This is a genomic window from Candidatus Nitrosocosmicus oleophilus (genome assembly GCF_000802205.1).
Lineage (GTDB): Archaea > Thermoproteota > Nitrososphaeria > Nitrososphaerales > Nitrososphaeraceae > Nitrosocosmicus > Nitrosocosmicus oleophilus.
The window spans coordinates 2,545,558-2,564,702 of the sequence record NZ_CP012850.1; the positions used below are offsets into that span (position 1 = coordinate 2,545,558).

Sequence of the window (19,145 nt, forward strand, 5' to 3'; positions counted from 1 at the left end):
TATTGGCTGTGTATATAGACTTGGAAAATATTGATGCCGATACGAGGTCCGTCTTATTGAGAGACATGGAATTAGAGTTTTTCCCAAACGACAATAATCTTACACATTATTACAGTATCATAAATTTAGAAGACACTAATAATGGAGAAATTGGAGGTAGGGTTAGCTATGACCCAGCCACTGTTAAAGGGGTAGAGCTAGCCGAGAATCTAGACCACATAAATGATATCAAACATAAAATTAGAGATATAATGCTAAGAAATTCAATTACTGAATATGTCGCAACTAGAGATAGGCAATCTACCAATACGATACTCGTAATGAAACGAACTAGTGGAGAATCTATAGGGATCTTTCATTGTAGGCATTGTGCCATGGAATTTGATGACGAAATCCAGCTCAGTAGTCATCTGCGCATGCACTATCTCATTTAATATCCTAAATCAACTTATTACATCATAAAGTGACACGAACAGTGACTCTCTATTTCGGAAATAAGAGGCCTTTAGAGAAAACTTGAGATAATTGTTCATAAACTTTGTACGATCTTGATATCAATAAAAAAGAATGAATGAATAACAAATATTGCATGATTCAGTACTATACATCATGATGGTACGAGGACATTCATTCTGTTCCTTCTAGCAGACAATATCTGAATTACATTTTATTATAGGATAATAGAATATACGGGTTAATAAAAAAAATACTACCACTATATTCTGTAAGATATTGTTATAATAACGAAATCAAAAAATTGAGAATTGTGCAATTTGATCCCAAATCAAATACAAAATTAGTTTCCCATTGGCAGTTCACCAGGGTTGTGACCAAAAAGATTGTTTTGCTTGATTTGTTAAATCGCAAGAGTCACTGAAATAAACCGAGATAAACCGTGACCATCCAGATTGAAAAATTGTAATACAAACCCACTAATCTTTAGTGCCAATCAAAGAATTACATATAGTAACGAAGACATAGAAAGGCTCAACGAACAAACCTTCCTAAATAGTAGTATAATTCTTAATACCGTAAATTTAATTAATTTTGGTATTACTTATCCCTTTTTGGAAATAGATCTCCTATGAATTCATAAAATGTAAGTTCAATTAAATACATCGCATTTGACATTTCAATTACGCTATCCCATAGATATTGTTTACATTCTATGGAATTTACATCTACAAATAAATACTTCTCTACACTAATCACTGAATTTTCAATCTTGCAAAGCAATCTTATTGGCGATAGTATCTTGTGTATCCGGATAAAAAGATTGTTTTGAACCTCTTCCTTCAGATGTTCAAAGTCGCTTCTATCTTTTGGGTTAAATGCTACGCTCATTCGCAGTAGAAACCCATCCTTAAGATCAGCGTCTGAGACAATTTCAAAAAATTTAATATCCTGGTTTGGTGGAAATACCTTGGCATAGTACTCTGAAGAACTAGTTCTCATGTTCTCGTCCTTTATGGTATAACTATAATCCCTCAACCATTGAAGAATCGTGTTATAAACTAGATCCTTGTTACTATCAGTCAATATGTTGTGTTGCTAGATCAAATATTTAAAGAGATTGAATCTATATTGCCACCCAGTAATATGATCATACCAGCTAAATTCCATTTTGAGTAAATAACAGAGTATTAGGAGTAATTGTTTTAAGAAAGAAAACAAGACATGAATCCAAAATCGGTATTAACCCTATATAGAACCCTCATTTACGAATTGCAATCAAGAGTCATTGATCAATGATCAATGATCAAAGAATCCCAATCTGTTAGTAGGCCCATTAAAGTACTGGAATCATATGATAATCCTATATTAAAGTTTAAAAGTAAAATTTCTGAAATGAATCAATAATTGAAACGAATTCAAATACCCGGGATGATTGTTTTACTATTCCCTGTTTGGTATTAACCATACGATATCTACCCTTCGTCACTTTTTCTTTAGATTATCATACTGGCTATCAAGATTCCGGGATTTAAGAAAATCTGCAATAAAGAAAATTCACATCCTCACATGTATATGAAAAGTCAATGGTTGATTGCCCCGGTCTCTATTTGAATTATTGTTATCAATAGTTAGCAACTAGTTTCAATTGTGACGAATGTTTTACCACATTGATTATGTTCATTTCATTTTTCCAATTCGTAAATAAAACGAAGGACCTATTAGACTTGAATATAATTTTGTTAGATATTTTTTTTACTACATATTTTGGATCAGATCACCTTTTGATTATCCGGTAAATGATGCTAATTAGAACAATATAATTTAGGCAGAGTATCCGGCCTAGATTAGATGTTCGGGTGACGAAACTTGAATTTCCGTAGTAGGAATGCGCATATGAACGTTTATTCATTCGCGTAGTAACCATAATGAAATAACACAGTATGCAGATTTCATCCAGAGCTCGCCGGCAGTTACTCTAATTTTTAGGTTATCCTTTTCCCATCTACATTAAAACTAATATTGATCTTGCAGTATACAAATTACAAAATTAGGCACATGTGAGAACCAACAAATCAAATATCCATAAACGGGACTTTTAAAATAAAAAAGAATGAATGAATAACAAATATTGCATGATTCAGTACTATACATCATGATGGTACGAGGACATTCATTCTGTTCCTTCTAGCAGACAATATCTGAATTACATTTTATTATAGGATAATAGAATATACGGGTTAATAAAAAAAATACTACCACTATATTCTGTAAGATTCCTAAATGAAAACAAAATGAGGTACAGCTTATTCCAAATCCAAAAAACAAGCATTGAAATTCTAGACCACTGCTTCTAGATTCGATCAGAATCACACTCATTGGTAGACAATTTTGTTGTTTGATACAGCGATCTTAGTTTATACTTACCTTAGAATTTACCATTCATACTAGATATGACAAAATTTAGTCGCAAATCAGGTAGATGGTGGTTTGTTTTCGGATCTATATTGATTATTATGGGAATCATATTTCAGTTACAGAGCATTTCATTGATTGGCCCCTCTTCCTCATTTATGTACTCGAATCATGACTGGACACTTAATGGCTATATAATTATAGGGACTGGAATCATTGTCCTAGTAATCGGAATCTATGTAAAGACAGTAAGGTATAAAAAACTTTAAAATTCTTGAATATCGTAAATATCATTCTGGCTCGAATTCTACTTCTTACAACTAGTAAAAAGCTCTTCGGGCTAATTTCAATTGTTGGTCAAAAATAATGTAAGAATTTTGATTCTCTCTTGATCGTTACTAAATAAATCTATATACGTAGAAGTATAATTGGGAGGTACTCCTTCAACTATGTTATTTACACAAAACCCTAAATCGGTAAAAGTGGCAATAATCCACTCTTTCCAATTCATGTATTCATCACATATGACCGGTGAAAAGAGCTCATCGGTGTACTCAGTTATTAATAGCAGATGACCATTTTTCTTAATTTTATGTAATAAAGTTTTGTATAATGGTTTCCAGAATATCTCATTTTCACGATCAATATATTTTGGATGCGGTAGCACAGACAAGATTTCATCTACTGAATAATCTGGTAATTCGTCAATTACCTTTTCAAACGGACTATTTACAAATAACAAATTATCCTTCCTATTCGAGAATAGTAGGCAAGATTTCCTATGCTGAGAAGGATCTATCTCTATTCCAAGATGAAAGGTATTCCGGTTCTCATCCTTGTTCGATAATTGATATAGAAATTTCCCATCGCCACAGCCCAGTTCAACTATCAGTTTATCATAATTGGTCAAAAATGACACGTTAATAGTATGGTCCATCTGATCAAGAAATATACTAGATTTAAATAAATTCATTCACATTATTTGCAATTTTGTAGTTCATGACCAGTTAGTTGATTCAGATATTATGGCTGAGAAGACTATATTGATTCTATCAAAATTTGGTGTATAGGCAGAGCATTCATTTTAAAAGAGGAATGGAAAAGTAAATTCATAACTAGGTATAATGTAAACCAATGGATCGTGATTTTTATGATCAAGTGATATTGGTTACTGGTGGCACAGGTGCATTAGGTTCTAAAGTATCAGAATCGTTTATGAACTTTTCTCCAAAAGCTATCATCATAACTTATAGATCTGAAACCGAAATGCAAGAATCGAAGACAAAAATCCTTGATGGAAGTAGTAAGAAACAAAAAGAGAATCACCATACACAAGTGGAATTCGTGAAGGCTGATATTACTCATGAAGACGAAGTCAAAACACTAATCTCAGGTATACTTGAAAAATTTGGACAAGTCCACGTTTTAGCAAATGTAGTTGGAGGGTATATTGGTGGTAAAAGTGTAAGTGAAACAAGTGAAGAAGAATGGGATAAGATGATGTTGATTAATTTGAAATCTGCGTTCCTCATAAGTAAACATGTTATGAATTCTATGAAGACGAAAAAGTTTGGAAAGATTGTTCATATATCTTCAGCAACCGGTGCAAAAGCCAGTGGTAATGATTCAGCGTACGCAGCTTCAAAGGCGGGATTAATAAGACTTGTTGAATCAATGGCTGAGGAGACAAATGGTCTAAATATAACCATTAATTGCATTCTTCCAACCATAATAGATACGGAATCAAATAGAAAAGCCATGCCTAAGTCCAATTTCTCAACATGGATAGCACCCGCGGACTTGGCTAAGGTAATTTGCTTTTTAGCTTCAGAAGATTCCAAAATAATTAATGGGGTCGCACTCCCAACGCGCGGAAACTCTTATGGTTCATAATTCTCTGTACGGATTAGCCATACAAGACAAATCACAGATTATTCCAAAATTATTCGACTGAATCGACATGGGTTCAACCATATTTGATAAAACTGAGATGATTATTATGAAAATCCATCTAATAATATTGGTTTTGGTTGTACTTTATTGATCGATGACGAGATTGAATAATTTTCAAAATATTATTAAGATTTACTTTTATAGGTTGACCTATAACCCAATGGACACTACAAGAATAAGAAGCGACCAATCATATGTGAATAATTGCCATCCTATCCGGGCACTTGAATTAGAGGATTTATTTATTAACAAATTACTATACTTAATTGTCAAAATTGAAATCAACTCAAGATCTTAAGCATGATCACATTACCATAAGAAGAATTAAAGATGTCGCTTTGACATGCTCAAAGAAACTATACGAGGCTAAATATGTTCCTATAGAAGATATAGAAATTATTTCAGTAGTAATTGAGGAATTTGTTGATCATTTTCACCATGGGAAAGAAGAAACTGCCTACTTTCCTGAAACTAAAGTAAATAGTGAATTTTCAGAAGAAATACGCAAATTTCTGATTGAGCATGAGTTTGGAAGAAGAATAGCCATCATGCTCAGGAGAGCAGTAAATGAATGGAAATCGAAAATCAAAGAGGTCGATAATAATGAAGAACAAAGGATACTTCTCGTAGAACCTATTGCAAGATTCTTGAAAGCATACGCCATTTTTATCGATGACCATACTGGAAAAGAAGATAACTTCTTTGATAGTGTTGAAGAAGGTAAGATTATATCCGAGAGTGAAGACGAATGGCTGTTAAAGCATTACGAATCATGCATGAATCAAGTAGGCGGGAAAATAAGGATTGAACAAATGATTAAGTTAATAAATTATCTTGAGACTAGAGAATGGATGAAGGATTGATGCTGTTTACTCGAGAACTCTAGTTTAGGAAGAAAGCAGAAATCAAGATTTCGTAGCTAGGGATCAACTTTGAGACCCTAAAATTGATTTCAATATAAAAGGATGACAATTCCAGTCACTCTTATCCGGGATTTCGTTTTTTCTAATTTAATCCCATATAAAAGCAGGGCTAAGATCTTCCCACCTCATAAAGTATAAAAAGAAGGAATAGTTTTGTCTGAATTCATAAAAAATGATTATCAGTTAAAACTAAAATCAATTCCCACAGATCTCATCGTATCTTCGACGTCGTCAAATATTCCGCCCAAACCTGAGCTGGATGATCCTGAACCTTCGTTGTCGTTGTCGTATCCGTTTTCGTTGTCGTATCCGTTTTCGTTGTCGTATCCAAAGTCAGAGTCATCTATACTGTTTGAGAAGCTGAATCGATCCATAAAACTGTCGTCGTCATTGCTGCTGCTACTGCTACTGCTTGAATCGCCGTCGTCGTCATTGCTACTGCTACTGCTACTGCTTGAATCGCCGTCGTCGTCATTGCTACTGCTACTGCTACTGCTTGAATCGCCGTCGTCGTCATTGCTACTGCTACTGCTTGAATCGCCGTCGTCGTCATTGCTACTGCTACTGCTTGAATCGCCGTCGTCGTCATTGCTACTGCTACTGCTACTGCTTGAATCGCCGTCGTCGTCATTGCTACTGCTACTGCTACTGCTACTGCTACTGCTTGAATCGCCGTCGTCGTCATTGCTACTGCTACTGCTACTGCTTGAATCGCCGTCGTCGTCATTGCTACTGCTTGAATCGCCGTCGTCGTCATTGCTACTGCTTGAATCGCCGTCGTCGTCATTGCTACTGCTACTGCTACTGCTACTGCTTGAATCGCCGTCGTCGTCATTGCTACTGCTACTGCTACTGCTTGAATCGCCGTCGTCGTCATTGCTACTGCTACTGCTTGAATCGCCGTCGTCGTCATTGCTACTGCTACTGCTACTGCTTGAATCGCCGTCGTCGTCATTGCTACTGCTACTGCTTGAGCTGCCAATTCCCGATCCTGGAGAACTACTTGCAGTTGTCTTACAACAGATTGGGCCATTTCCTGTATCTTGATTGAATTGTTGGATTTGTGCAAAAGGCTGTAATCCGCCTGATACCTGACTCATATTACCAGTATTTGTTGAATTTGAAGACTCTAACATCGTGTTGTAGCTAGATAACTGTGCTTGTGTAAAGTTAGAAGCTGTAACATTTACAGAGTAATAGGCTTGTAATGTTTGAGGACCTTCTAAACAAAGAATCTTTGATGTTATTTTGTTGCTTCCTTCATTGATGTTTGTATAATTACTTGATACTGTGTATTGCCAGTTAGAATAATCGCTATCTCCTTGACTGCCTGTAGGTTTAACTTTCTGATATGGTTTTACATTATTTATGATAACAGAAACATCACAATCTGATGTTACATTATCCTTTGAGACTCCTTTAATTACTAGCGAATTGTTTGAATTTAATGGGACTAGATCTCCTTTATCTGGAGAAATTATCTTTACTCCGCCAGTAAGCTTTGTAATATTTGATACTGTGTCAGAAGCAATGGGAACAGAAGTAATAGGAACAGATGTGTTTGTAGTACTTGCAGTAGTATTTTGCTGTGCTAATACTTGGATGTTTGCATTATGATTGATGTTTGATAATAATAATACTATCAATAGTCCTGCAAAAATAATACCAAGTCTTTTTACCATAATTGATTTTGCTATTTATATATATATTAAAGTTTGAATAGATTTTTCTATATGATAAAACCAGTTATATGTTCCTGCCTGACTTGATTGTTACGATGCACCCACAAACGTAGGGTTTTGGATCTGGTAAGATATCCCACAACACGACAGATTCAAAAATCGAAAGATTATTTTAGCCTAATTCTGCCACGTTCCCATATATTGGATTATTCCCCTGAGTGATGTTTGAGGCCAAAATTTGAAACCAAAATGCCATTTTCGAATATTTCAAATAATAGCTTCTATAACCATGGGGTTTTTTGTGGTATTTTTTATTTATATCAGCACATGTTTGGATATGATTTCAAATGAAATCAAAAATTAAAACATAACGAACTCTTATCCTGAATAAGTTGGCTAAAATTCTATCATCCAATCTATAGGATTCAAGAAAAATGATGCCCGACGATTTATCTTGAAAGGAAGAAACAGAGTACTTATCAAGGAAATTGATAAGGAAATATGAATAAATCTAATTATAGTCTTCAATATGCATTGGTAATTCTAAGTTAATGCTACATCTTCTAAATGCACAGTTAAGGTAGCGTATCATATGGGTATTCTACCCATTATCTTCATTAAATTCACCTATGAGATATGAGAATTGTATGCCTCAATGTGGATCTATGAGGCTATTAACAGAAGTTGCTCACCCCAGGTAGTTGACATTGACAAGTGTCTTGCTATACTAGAGGACCAATAACTGATCTGATTTCCGTTTGATGTCTTGATGAAGATGTCCAGATGAAGATCGTTATGTTCCCGTAGCGCCAATATTGTACCATACACTGTTTTCCGATGATGGAAAACCAGTAATTCCTACTACTAGGATATCCACGGAAAGAGTTTGTTAAGCGCTATAAAACCGTACAATTTGAGGTATCGCTTCCTTATGAATTAGTTATAGTGATTAATAAAATGTAAGAATAATATTTTTGTAGCATAAATTACTTCACGATACTTATGTAACATGTTAAGGTATAAGCATACCATTTCCTTTGCATATTAGAATCAGTTTAACATGTCACAATAATATTATTTTACTAAAACAATTAGGTTAAATAATTCCAGAAATATATTTATGAAAATGACTGACGATAATAAGGAGATTATCTTTAACAATATTACTAAATGGTTAAGAGACTCTAATTTTGTGATGAGCGAGGAAAAGATAACAGTCGTCACGTCAGAATTTTATGCCAAAGCGTATCTCCAGTCAGATCATGAATATATTCTTGAAATAATGTCCGCCACTGGTATTGAGACACGGTTCGCACTGCGGATCAGATTACCAGTATCTGAACAACAACTAGAAAATTATGAGAACCTCGAGCCGAAGGAAAAGCTAATCTTCGATGATAAAATGAATGCCGTGATTTTTCCACAACGCCAATCAATCAATATCAAGGAAAAATCAGCTTTCTTGGAGAAAACAATCTCGATTGATCCAAAATCAATTGATGCTAAGCAAGAAGTCATGCAAAATATTTCAAACCTATTGGGATCAGCAAAAAAATTGGAGATCAGTTTTGATGAACTTTTGTCAAACTAAAGGAGATAAGAACTAAACAAAAGGTGGCTTGCATAAAGCGCATAGTATCTAAGTACCACAAAGATAAATTACTATTCTTGATCTCTTTCTAAATCAGTTCATTGTGCTTTGATTGTGTTACTATTTCCCTACCATTGAATAGATCAAAGGAAAAGATAGGATTTTCAATAATTTTTTCTTGAACGTCCTTGCCCATCTATGACCGCTTTAGTGAGGTATTATTAATCCAATAGATCTAACGGGTCATCCATTACATCAGTTTCTGGATCTAATAAATATTCTTCTCCCAAATTACATTTCAAGTCTGAACAAAGCAAAGAATCTGATTCATCCTCATTCGTAGTTGAGGTAGTGGAAGTTGCGGTATTGGAGTGAGTATTATACTGTTCATGACAAGATATATTTGGATCATCTATTTCACTACAAATTGCGAATGCTGCTCCATTATTGTTCAGCGTCGTAAATAATGCAGTCACGCTCAAAACTGAAAATATAACAACTATCTTTAATAATGTTCTCATATTGAAGTATATTACTGCAAATAATATTAGAATTTTTCATCTATATACTGTAAGAATTTTTGGTATTTTTCTACTGCTATCCTTAAGAATACTTCTCCATTTCAAGCATTGTGAGCTTTAAAGAGACTTGTGAAGACCACTATCACCAATGATCGAATATTATACGATAATCTGTGTAGTGTAGCCGATTAAAGTATTGTCATTGAAACAAGGAGTATGGAATTGTTTTATTAGCTGTTCTTTACCTAAGATCAAAAAAAATGGTCTTACCAGATTGCTTAGTTTCATGGATGAAAGTAAAGGTATCGGAAAAATTGGGACTAAAATGTCAAATGATAATTGAGCAGAACCATTTCTAATATGGTACACCTATTTTTCGTTGGTTCTCAAGAATTTCAATAAACCACTTAAATTCCTCAAAGAATCTGACTACTCTTCTATCATAAGATTCATCGAGTAAAATCCGATCATTACCATATACTGTGTGCACACGAGGAATTGTAAAGGAAGATGGAATGGACGGCGCTCCTAACTCGGCAAACTCAAGTCGAAGTTGTTGGGTTGCATTGATCCCGCCAAAAGATCCTGGTGGATATGAAACAATTGTTGACGGTTTGAAATAATATTCTTCTAAAAAATAGTCCAGTGTATTTTTCATTGCACTTGACGTACTTCTATTATATTCCGGAGGGATTGGAAGATAACCGTCGGCATCTTTAATTTGATTTCTAAAAGCTTGGATCATTTCTGATGGATGAGACATTTCCTTTTACATTAGATCCGACAAGGGCAATTTTAATTCTAAAGGACCGATAAAAAATATGGTGTGATTTCAGCTTAAAAATTTTTTCTATCCATCTTGCCACCCTTATTCCCAGTCTTTCACTTCTAACTGATCCCAAGATTACAGCGATCTTTGCCATTGAGACTGTTATATTTGATCACATAAATGCATAGATCTATTGTGAAATTGACTATCAAAGTCTTCAGTCGACAACGGTAACAGAATATTGTTCGTCAACAAATGGACTATATGACCTTAACGCTGAATTGGAGTCGCGCAGGAGATTAGAACTGCTTTGTTGCATAATTCCTTATTCTCCGGTTATCATCATGATCATCATGTTATATTCTTCTAAAAATGTTATACAATGATACTTTTATCATGATCTCCTTTACCATGTTTTGAAACCTGTTTGCTGATGTGTATTCACCAAACATTCTCTTTATAGCTGAGAACACAGTTTCAGATATCCATCTCTGTCCGTATTTTCTTTTTGTCTTCCATTTCAACAGATCCTTTGCTTGTAACTTTACTTCGTTGTTCCTTAACCTATTGTTTTTAGGAGAAACAATAGAGTTCCTTCTTACCTTTATACCTGGATTGATCTTTTTGTCCTCAAGATACACAAAGTTTGGATTTGAATCATAGGCTCCATCAGCTAGTACCGATTTTATCTTTACAGTGTTTGGTTCTCTCGAATCCAAAACATGATTGACTAGTTTCTTTAGCATTTTCCCATCATGTACCTTCTCATCTGTCACTTCCAAAGCAATGATTTTCCTGGTCTTTATGTCTACAGCAACGTGGATCTTGAGATATCCTTTTCTATTTTGTGTATTCCATTTCTCATCCATCCACTGACCTCTGTTAGTAATCTTGATACCTGTACTGTCTATTGATATTATTAGGTCATCATCGTCATCCATCTTGTCTCTTTTAATATCGATGTTTAGCTTGTTGATTCGTTTACAGATGTGACCATAACTTGGTGGATTAGCAGGTAACCTTTTTCCTGTGGCCTTAATTATACCTTGGGTTTGTCTGTATGGTAGGTGAAATAAATAGCGAATGTAACCAATGGCCAAGATGAAAGAATCTGGAAATACAAATGGTTTACCCTTTTTGTTTATATTCATATTCTCTATCTCTGAACCCCAACCATCAAGGAAATCATACGAGAAGAGGATCTCACCGCGTTGAACTAATGAGCGATTGTAAGAGGGCCAGTCTATCACAAATAATCAATCTGTTCATTCCAGCTAAATATGTTGAGTTAGGCGACAAAGCAGATTAGAACATAAAAATCAAGAGAAGAAGGAAAATAGATAACATTTTAACGTGTATGTAGACATATCCTAAATTAAGTAACAACAAAATTACTTTAGTGCTGACTGTATCATATGAAAGAGAGGCTTTGGGAGGTCATATTTTTCAGATATTCAGTAATCTTTTTAGCCTGCCAAAATCCTTGATCTTATATTTATAAATAGTTTTAATTAAATAATAAGCTAATGAGCTTAAGATGTCCTAATTGCGAATCGGAAATGAGGTTAAGCAGCAAATATGGAGTTGAGATTGACTACTGTCCACGATGTCGCGGAGTTTGGCTTGATAGAGGAGAGTTGGAAAAAGTTGCCAATATGCAGAATCAATATGAAGATGACCATTATCAAAAATATCATTATGGGAAAGATCATGATGATGATGATGATTATTATAATAAAAGAAAGCACAAGAAAAAAGGTTTTTTCGGTGACATGTTTGATTTTGACTAGATAATTATCGGTTATTTGGTAAAGCAAATGAGTATCATTTTTCTTTATTTTTTATCTGTTGTTTCTGAATGTACCTCAACTTGGAATTTAATCGGCTAACCGTTTTAGTGTTATAACCATTCTTAACTGTTTAGTCTATTTCCATATGTTGATTTTATTGGTACTTACCGAATCATATTTCCCTTCAATTAGATTATCCCAGAAATTTTGTGAATGTATGATTTTCTTTGATTAGTCCAAAATGCAGATCGGCAAATCTTTCTTATTAGAATGAACGAAATACAAATACTTAATCTTTGTCGTAGCCGAGGAATTTTGTACATGAACATAGGTAACAATGATGGTCTTTTGATTGTTTTGAAATGTATTTGTGAGAAATCCTCAGGTGACCGCAGTCTCTGCAAATATGATATTTACGAGAATCCATCTTGCAATAGTATTCATGATTTTGCTATATAAGAATCATATCGTAAAACATTTGATCTTTTGACCTTCAAAATACTCTAAATCCTTTGCTAGCGACCAGTAGTGATAGTTGAAAGTCGGAGGTGAATAAATCGAATTTCATGTTACAGTTTACACAGATGTTGGAAATAAAAAAAATTTCATAAACCTAATAGGTCTTAAGACAGGTAATTTGAGAGGAAATTCCCTATACAAACTCCTAATATTGTATAAACTAACGGGCTTAGGAAAGGACCCTCAGATTTTTTCTCAGGAAATCTAATCATAATTGAATTTTAATAAACCCATCCAAAAGTTTTTGCCTATATCCTCCAGTTCTTAAAGAAGGAAATCTCAGTGTGGATTTAACGAAGTAGTTTTTGGAACTAGTTACATTCTTTTCTCATATCAGAGCACAAGGTCATTGGTTTGGTCAATACTCCAGATTTCGAAAGGGATGGATCAAAACGTTGGAAAGAAATAATTTTTAGTGTTCATATTATTATTAAATACTTTGTTATATACTCAGTTCTAATGTCAGAAGAAAATAAAAAGAAATTCGACTGCAGATGCGGTGCTGCTTTTGATACCGTTGAAGAACTAGATAAGCATAATCATGAGGCACATTAGACAAACAGTGGGTCATAGCACTAAACAAGCCCTTAATTGACCCGGCAGCAATAAATCATTTTTCTTTAATATCTTGCTTGATCCTGTTCAATTAACATAATTATCATGGAACTCAGCCTATCTACCACGTCTGTAATCCTTCACTACCCTACATTCATTCGTCTGGGTGATTTACATTTATAAACTCTGAATGTATAGTTATTTTTCTTCCCAAGCGGGCCATGAACATGCAACCTTATTTTTAGTAACTACTAGACTTCTGCCTTAGATATACTGTATAGTTTTATTTTTAGGATTATTTCTTCCAATTAAACTTCGTAAAAGGAATATCAAAAAAAGAAAAACGTAATAACAGATGATGTCAAACTATGTAATATATTGTTGATATTGAATACAGTTAAGATATTAAATCATATGATGACAGAAGGAAAAATGAGATCCGTCAATCTCGGTTCCGAAATATTTCCACAAATTATTCAAAACGGAAAATGATCCTTTTTCTTGGAATTAAAATTAAGAATTTAATTTATTGAGTAGAACCTTACCATAATTTTCATTTTGTTCATATTCTAATATCATAGTGTCATAATAAATATAATTACCCAGCATACGTGTATTAGTTGGATAGTTAATAACATAGTAGATAATAGTGTATTCGTGAACCTACTAAATAACATCTTCAAAGTCCAAACCCACTTTGCTCTACCGTCTAGTGACAATTTATGATCGACTTATCCATGCTAATAAAAATAATGGGCCCTCTCGTGTATGTACTTCCCTTCTTCACTGTTGAAAAATGCTTCACAAAAATCGCAAAAATAAATACCCAATTGTCCTAAATCCCCAGTTTTTAACAAGGTGAATGTGTTTTCCTTTAGAGAGTCTCGTGTTACTACATAATCTAGAATAGAGTTCTTTTCCAACGACGAGTGCAAAGCATCTTCAAAATCATTTATGGAGCCAGAAAATTCAAACTCGACATATTGTGGAAGTGCTACTGAGTTAATTTCTTGAGAACCAATCAGACGGTGAGGTATCTGATTTATCGCATTAAAGATTTCGTTCATCTGTAGAACAGGGACAAACGATAAATCCATGTAAAATCTCTTGATTTACATAAGATCACACAAAGTAGATTTAATAGTGTATCACAAATTATTAATATCTAGTGGATCAAAGATTTGATTTGTTTTCAAGGATTTGGTCACTTGTAGATTACCATCCCATTTCAATTAATAATAATAACGACAATCATCTAGATTCAACAACAAGAGGGTTCTAACTGTTATCGATTCAACAGAAATATCAAGTACAGAAATCACATTAGGAAGATCATGAGATGGATTTAAAAGTCGTAATAGTGATGTTTAGTGTGTTGAATCAACCTTTTGAACAAATAAAGGTAGATATATTTAGAATTTTGCATTCAATTAAATATTTCCACTTTCCTTCATATTTAGGAAATTGGTTGGAATATTTTTATCACATATAATTGCAGAACTTTCTTTAAAGAGAATTGGTTTTAAACGTTTGAAAATAGGGTGGTTTTGGCTTATTGAAATCCTACTATCCGTGATAATAATAAAATACATTGAAAATATTATAGAATCGATCGTCCATTTAACTACTGGGACTTGGTCACCCGGTCAAGCACTTGAAGGAATTACTGGGATCCTCGCCATTGTTAGCGCAGTCATAGTAGGATTGATTCTTTTTTTTATACGCTGGCAAGATAAAAGTTGATGATAAGAATTCAAGCCTTAATTTTTTTGAAATGGTTACTATGAAGGATTCACAAATAGAATCACTACTAGAGGGCTTCAGAAAAGAAATAATAATAATTTGTGGACCTTCGACTAATTTCATCACTACGATTATGGAATGCATCTCTAAATCTAAAGAGATATCGCTATTGAAAAGCTTTGTATTTTAGGCCAAGACTTTGAATTCACAACTCATTTCGATGGCCCAATGAAGCCAAAGAGCAAGAAGCCAAAGGAACGTTGACACCGCTTTTAAAGAAATCCGAGGAGAAATCTACTAGAAGTGATCCCTTTTCGAATCATTACTCCAAGTTGCTCTCCTATGTGGATGAAACATTCAGGCAAAAATATTCAGGAGTCATAGATTTCCGAATAAGTAAGGAACCGATTTACAACTCAGTAGTTCTTATTGTCTCTTATGATTCCAATAAACAGAATCGATATACAGAATTATACACTGGACCTTTTATCTTGATGGGGATGGATCACCAACAAATAGTTTACAAATTTAGATCCACCTCAAAATCAAAAAAAATTGACGAAAAGACAAAGTACGATCTTGTTAAACTAGAGTATTCAAATTTTCTTAAATTTTGGGAATCAACCGCTGATATCCAAAAAGTCACGATGGAAAAAAAGCTAAAATCTGACAGATCATTCAATCAAAATCTGCCTGATAGTTCGGACAAACAATGCTTATTCAGTTTGAAACTAAATGCATCTTAGGATGCAGATGTTTCCAGTGTTCAATATGGGATATATGGACTTAATGAGTAAGGTGGATAATATAGAACTGCTTGGAGGTATGATAAGACACTTGGTTACAAATCGTGGTAAATTGGATACAGTCTTTGATCTTAAGGACGGGTTCCGGGATACGATTTGGATGAAGAATTGTATAGAAAGATTAAGAGAAGATCCTGAATCTACAAAGATGTTTGAAGAAAGATACATGGGGCCAGAATATGAACTGGATGAAATGTTGAAATCACCAAAGGGTTCTCTGGGTTATACTTACGCATTTTTGATGAAAACGATGGGTTTTGAGCCTCATTTTTATCAATCAAGAGACAGGCCGTCTTTGGATAACGATACAGATCATGTAACAATGAGAGTTAGAAAGACGCATGACATGTATCACATAGTTAGCGGGTTTAATATGGCCATAGGAGAAATTGGAGTAATACCACTAAATGTGACTCAATATTCTTATCCTGCTTTTATGCTAATTGACCTAGTTGCGGTAGGATCAGCATGTTTTCCAGGATTAGCAAGCATTCCTAATTCTGAAAAAATTCATTCATCTACAATTTTTGGGAATTTATCAAAAGGAATCTAAATGGCACAAGAATGCAAACCACTGTTTCCAGTAAAATTTGAAGAGATGCTTGAAAAGCCACTTGATGAAGTTAGAAAGGAGTTGAATATCACGCCTCTCAAAGAAGGTCCAAGTTGGTATCAATATCCAAAGATAAAAGAGGCGGGTATCTACTAGTTTTTCGGTACAACCACTTAATTTTTTAGTGTCTCCAAATATTGATCATTTTAAATTCAATAACGTTTGTTTGTTTGTCAACCTCAAATAATTTGTTACTACATGACAGTGAAATCCAATTTGACTCCGGCTCCGCCTTTTGTGTTGATAATCGATGTAATCTATCTAACCCTTGATAAGATGTCATTGACTTCCAAACTCGTTGGTATGATATCCACTTATAATCCAAGGATGATATTGACAGTAAATTAAGGCGAAAACTTTACTATATTTGCTACATGCTCAATTCAGGAGACTCGAAGGGCTTTCCTTAAAGAATTTGTTAGAAACATTTTGATCAAGCAAATTGTACGAAAATAAAAAGAATATTATGGCTCAATAATTTCAATGTCTTTCCAACATCTCATGAACGAGGGAAATACATAATAATTACTTAAAGAGTCTGCTTGCAGACAGTACTATTATGTTTTATAATCGGTTAGTAGCTCTCAGCAACATATCCAAGCTAAAGGTTCAAAGTCTAAGCGATGTATTTGAGTAGTATCATCAAGAAAATTTTCGTTATCTACTGATCCCAATTTCCAAAGTAGGTGGCCAGGTTAATCTGAAGATAAAGGTCAAATATATCAATGAAACTATCGTCTCAAAATCAATGCAAGGCTATAATCAAAGTAGATTTAGTTTTTAGACAATTTTGATTCAAGATCTTATTTGTTTTTATATCTTATTAGAATGTAACTCTCATGAATAGGGAAGAGATAGCTCTTAACATAATTTCTAAAGCTATAAAGCATGTCCAAAGCAATCCTCAAGTTGTAAGAGAAAATGGATGTGCGGCTTGCCATGTTTTGTTTGTACTTGCTGAAGAAATGAATGTAAGCGAGCAAGACGCTTCAGATTTGCTCTCAGAAGTTTTGAGCAAATCATCAAATCTAGACGATGAGTTTATCGCAATGGTAGAAAACATACATATGAAAAAAAGAATGATGGGAAATGTATTTGCGATTAAGACCAGAGAATCTAAGGACAAATACATAGATTCTAATTTTAAGAATACTATCGCTGAAATACATTCTGATTTGATAAATTACGGTCCAGATGTTACGCTCCGAAAATTATTAATTTCATTGATATCATTGGAAATAGCAAAGAATATTGGAACAGACTATCACGCATCAACTGAAGAACTCTATCATTATATGAGAAGAAATCATCAAGATACAAATAAAGAATTGATGGTATTTATCAATCAACTCTATCAAATAATTATTAGGGTGAAAATCAATTACGATTAAGAACCTTTTTGGTCTACATTGCTATTAAACTAGTTAAATCGGGTCATAAAGAGAATGTCTCTAAATCATATTCTCAACTCATTTAAATGTAGACATTACCACTACAAAACTACCATAAATAGTAGAATGTCAATTTTTTCGAAAAAGATCGTAAGTACATGAGACCATGAGATTCATAATAGAAATAATTTGGTTTCAAATTAGACAAAAGCTAATTAGAGTTTTGAATTTTATCAAGAAAGTTGCAAATATTTTAGATAAATATTTTATTTACAACTTGGTATCTTGGAGGTATGGGGGAATGAAATCGAAAGGTGTCAGATCATCTAGATGATGATTGCCTCAAACCGAAGTCAGCAGACTCATATTAATATTGCATTTAATAAACGATTCTAAATTAGCACCTTATTTTAGACTAATAACAAATTTTCAGCTCGTATCTAGTTCATACTAAAAATGTTAACCTGATATGATGAGATGCTCTCATTTTATCCTATTCATATAGAATATTACTCAAATACGTCTGGGCAAGGCATCTTATTACCCCGCTTATCGCTCCTTAAGTCAGGGATATTTATCTAATAGAGTACGCCTTCACCAGTTCGTCTTATATGTTCATCAATTCCATTCATTGTAATTTTATATTCGGTATCCCCTATTCGGGAAACAAACCCTCCTACTATCAGATTTTCAAGGGCAATTTCAAAATTTGAAGAACCCATTGTGTCTGTCAATATTTCCCGCAATTCACTATCATTTGTCACAGGAGTTTGTTGGTTTGATTGCGTAAATAATTTTTCTAATATTTTATCCTCAAAATTAGGAATAGATGAATCGTTATTCACAGGATTTTCCGCCTTATCCATATGAATGGAAATATCCTATCTATTCATATAATTGCTTTTAACTACCAAAACGATTTTCATTTTTCATTTACAATGACACTTTCAAACATTCAAAAATTACACTTTTTTGAAAGTATCAAGGTAATAGTGTGAGGTAGTAGGATGTAGAGTGGATTACAGATACAGTATCAATGAATGTCGAATTAAACATAAGATATATTATTTAAAATGTTTATGGGAAGAGATTATCTGGCCCTCGTATTGGATTTGTAAAATAGAGATTCCTGTACTTATCAACATGTCTAAAGATAAATAAACAAACACAAACAAAAAAAGAAAAAGGATTATAAATTCATTCAACAGATAATAATCAGATATTTTAGAGTAGAGATATTACCTTCTTTTATGCACTATAAAAGGCCCCCTCTAGATCAACCTGCGCTGGTATTCAATCGTTTTCTATAGATAGTTCTATTTATGATAGTAGTAAAATTTGGAGTCAAAAGATTTTACTTTACCTTTAGTCTATTTTTTTATTCATTGATACCTAAATCTAAATTTCCGACTAATAATTCG

General features: G+C 33.6%; 19 protein-coding genes and 1 pseudogene. 10 read left to right on the top strand and 10 right to left on the bottom strand.

Annotated features, from left to right (window positions below; translation table 11 throughout):
* The first annotated feature begins 56 nt into the window (after positions 1-56).
* Complete coding sequence (locus NMY3_RS12250; protein ID WP_231100051.1) at positions 57-434, top strand: hypothetical protein; 378 nt, start codon at positions 57-59, stop codon at positions 432-434.
* A gap of 619 nt (positions 435-1,053) precedes the next feature.
* Here NMY3_RS12250 and NMY3_RS12255 read toward each other — a convergent pair.
* Positions 1,054-1,539, bottom strand: a complete 486-nt coding sequence (locus NMY3_RS12255) for a hypothetical protein (RefSeq protein ID WP_196816134.1) — start codon at positions 1,537-1,539, stop codon at positions 1,054-1,056.
* A 1,675-nt stretch (positions 1,540-3,214) separates the two neighbouring features.
* On the bottom strand, positions 3,215-3,787 hold the full coding sequence (locus NMY3_RS12260; protein ID WP_231100052.1) for a hypothetical protein: 573 nt from the start codon (positions 3,785-3,787) through the stop codon (positions 3,215-3,217).
* Positions 3,788-4,002: 215 nt separating this feature from the next.
* Between NMY3_RS12260 and NMY3_RS12265 the strand changes: the two genes are divergently transcribed.
* Both NMY3_RS12265 and NMY3_RS12270 read left to right on the top strand, forming a co-directional pair.
* Complete coding sequence (locus tag NMY3_RS12265) at positions 4,003-4,761, top strand: SDR family NAD(P)-dependent oxidoreductase (RefSeq protein WP_196816136.1); 759 nt, start codon at positions 4,003-4,005, stop codon at positions 4,759-4,761.
* A gap of 326 nt (positions 4,762-5,087) precedes the next feature.
* A complete protein-coding gene (locus NMY3_RS12270) occupies positions 5,088-5,684 on the top strand; it encodes a hemerythrin domain-containing protein (RefSeq protein WP_196816137.1) in 597 nt (198 codons plus the stop codon).
* 239 nt (positions 5,685-5,923) lie between these two features.
* Here the strand turns inward: NMY3_RS12270 and NMY3_RS12275 are convergent, their stop codons facing one another.
* A complete protein-coding gene (locus NMY3_RS12275) occupies positions 5,924-6,118 on the bottom strand; it encodes a hypothetical protein (protein WP_196816138.1) in 195 nt (64 codons plus the stop codon).
* Positions 6,088-6,813 carry a hypothetical protein gene (locus NMY3_RS12280; protein WP_196816139.1) on the bottom strand — a complete coding sequence of 242 codons (726 nt, stop codon included), beginning with the start codon at positions 6,811-6,813 and terminating at the stop codon, positions 6,088-6,090. Before NMY3_RS12280 ends, NMY3_RS12275 begins: the two co-directional genes overlap by 31 nt.
* Positions 6,814-7,112: 299 nt before the next feature.
* Between NMY3_RS12280 and NMY3_RS12285 the strand changes: the two genes are divergently transcribed.
* Positions 7,113-7,361, top strand: coding sequence for a hypothetical protein (locus NMY3_RS12285; RefSeq protein ID WP_196816140.1), 249 nt, complete (start codon positions 7,113-7,115; stop codon positions 7,359-7,361).
* 1,191 nt (positions 7,362-8,552) lie between these two features.
* Positions 8,553-9,017 carry a hypothetical protein gene (locus tag NMY3_RS12290; protein ID WP_196816141.1) on the top strand — a complete coding sequence of 155 codons (465 nt, stop codon included), beginning with the start codon at positions 8,553-8,555 and terminating at the stop codon, positions 9,015-9,017.
* A 221-nt stretch (positions 9,018-9,238) separates the two neighbouring features.
* On the opposite strand, the gene NMY3_RS12295 is transcribed toward NMY3_RS12290, so the two are convergent.
* From NMY3_RS12295 to NMY3_RS12305, 3 genes are all read right to left on the bottom strand, one after another.
* Positions 9,239-9,538 (bottom strand): hypothetical protein, encoded by a 300-nt coding sequence (locus tag NMY3_RS12295; RefSeq protein ID WP_196816142.1) that lies wholly within the window; start codon positions 9,536-9,538, stop codon positions 9,239-9,241.
* A gap of 355 nt (positions 9,539-9,893) precedes the next feature.
* Entirely contained in the window at positions 9,894-10,301 is a 408-nt protein-coding gene (locus tag NMY3_RS12300; protein WP_196816143.1) for an NADPH-dependent FMN reductase, read from the bottom strand.
* A gap of 362 nt (positions 10,302-10,663) precedes the next feature.
* Positions 10,664-11,557, bottom strand: coding sequence for an IS5-like element ISThar1 family transposase (locus tag NMY3_RS12305; protein WP_196815659.1), 894 nt, complete (start codon positions 11,555-11,557; stop codon positions 10,664-10,666).
* A 276-nt stretch (positions 11,558-11,833) separates the two neighbouring features.
* Between NMY3_RS12305 and NMY3_RS12310 the strand changes: the two genes are divergently transcribed.
* Positions 11,834-12,097, top strand: coding sequence for a zf-TFIIB domain-containing protein (locus NMY3_RS12310; RefSeq protein WP_196816144.1), 264 nt, complete (start codon positions 11,834-11,836; stop codon positions 12,095-12,097).
* Positions 12,098-12,970: 873 nt separating this feature from the next.
* Positions 12,971-13,171: a hypothetical protein gene (locus NMY3_RS12315; protein ID WP_196816145.1), complete on the top strand. Its 201-nt coding sequence runs from the start codon at positions 12,971-12,973 to the stop codon at positions 13,169-13,171.
* Positions 13,172-13,911: 740 nt separating this feature from the next.
* Here the strand turns inward: NMY3_RS12315 and NMY3_RS12320 are convergent.
* Together NMY3_RS12320 and NMY3_RS12325 are read right to left on the bottom strand one after the other, a co-directional pair.
* Complete coding sequence (locus NMY3_RS12320; RefSeq protein WP_196816146.1) at positions 13,912-14,238, bottom strand: hypothetical protein; 327 nt, start codon at positions 14,236-14,238, stop codon at positions 13,912-13,914.
* 571 nt (positions 14,239-14,809) lie between these two features.
* Positions 14,810-15,037, bottom strand: a complete 228-nt coding sequence (locus tag NMY3_RS12325) for a hypothetical protein (protein ID WP_196816147.1) — start codon at positions 15,035-15,037, stop codon at positions 14,810-14,812.
* 137 nt (positions 15,038-15,174) lie between these two features.
* Here NMY3_RS12325 and NMY3_RS12330 point away from each other — a divergent pair, with 137 nt between their 5' ends.
* From NMY3_RS12330 to NMY3_RS12345, 3 genes and pseudogenes are all read left to right on the top strand, one after another.
* Positions 15,175-15,660, top strand: a complete 486-nt coding sequence (locus NMY3_RS12330; protein ID WP_196816148.1) for a hypothetical protein — start codon at positions 15,175-15,177, stop codon at positions 15,658-15,660.
* Positions 15,661-15,820: 160 nt separating this feature from the next.
* Positions 15,821-16,429 (top strand): annotated as a pseudogene (locus NMY3_RS16720) (Coq4 family protein).
* A gap of 743 nt (positions 16,430-17,172) precedes the next feature.
* Entirely contained in the window at positions 17,173-17,724 is a 552-nt protein-coding gene (locus NMY3_RS12345) for a hypothetical protein (protein ID WP_196816151.1), read from the top strand.
* Positions 17,725-18,302: 578 nt separating this feature from the next.
* Here NMY3_RS12345 and NMY3_RS12350 read toward each other — a convergent pair.
* Positions 18,303-18,590, bottom strand: coding sequence for a hypothetical protein (locus NMY3_RS12350; protein WP_196816152.1), 288 nt, complete (start codon positions 18,588-18,590; stop codon positions 18,303-18,305).
* Positions 18,591-19,145 lie beyond the last annotated feature (555 nt).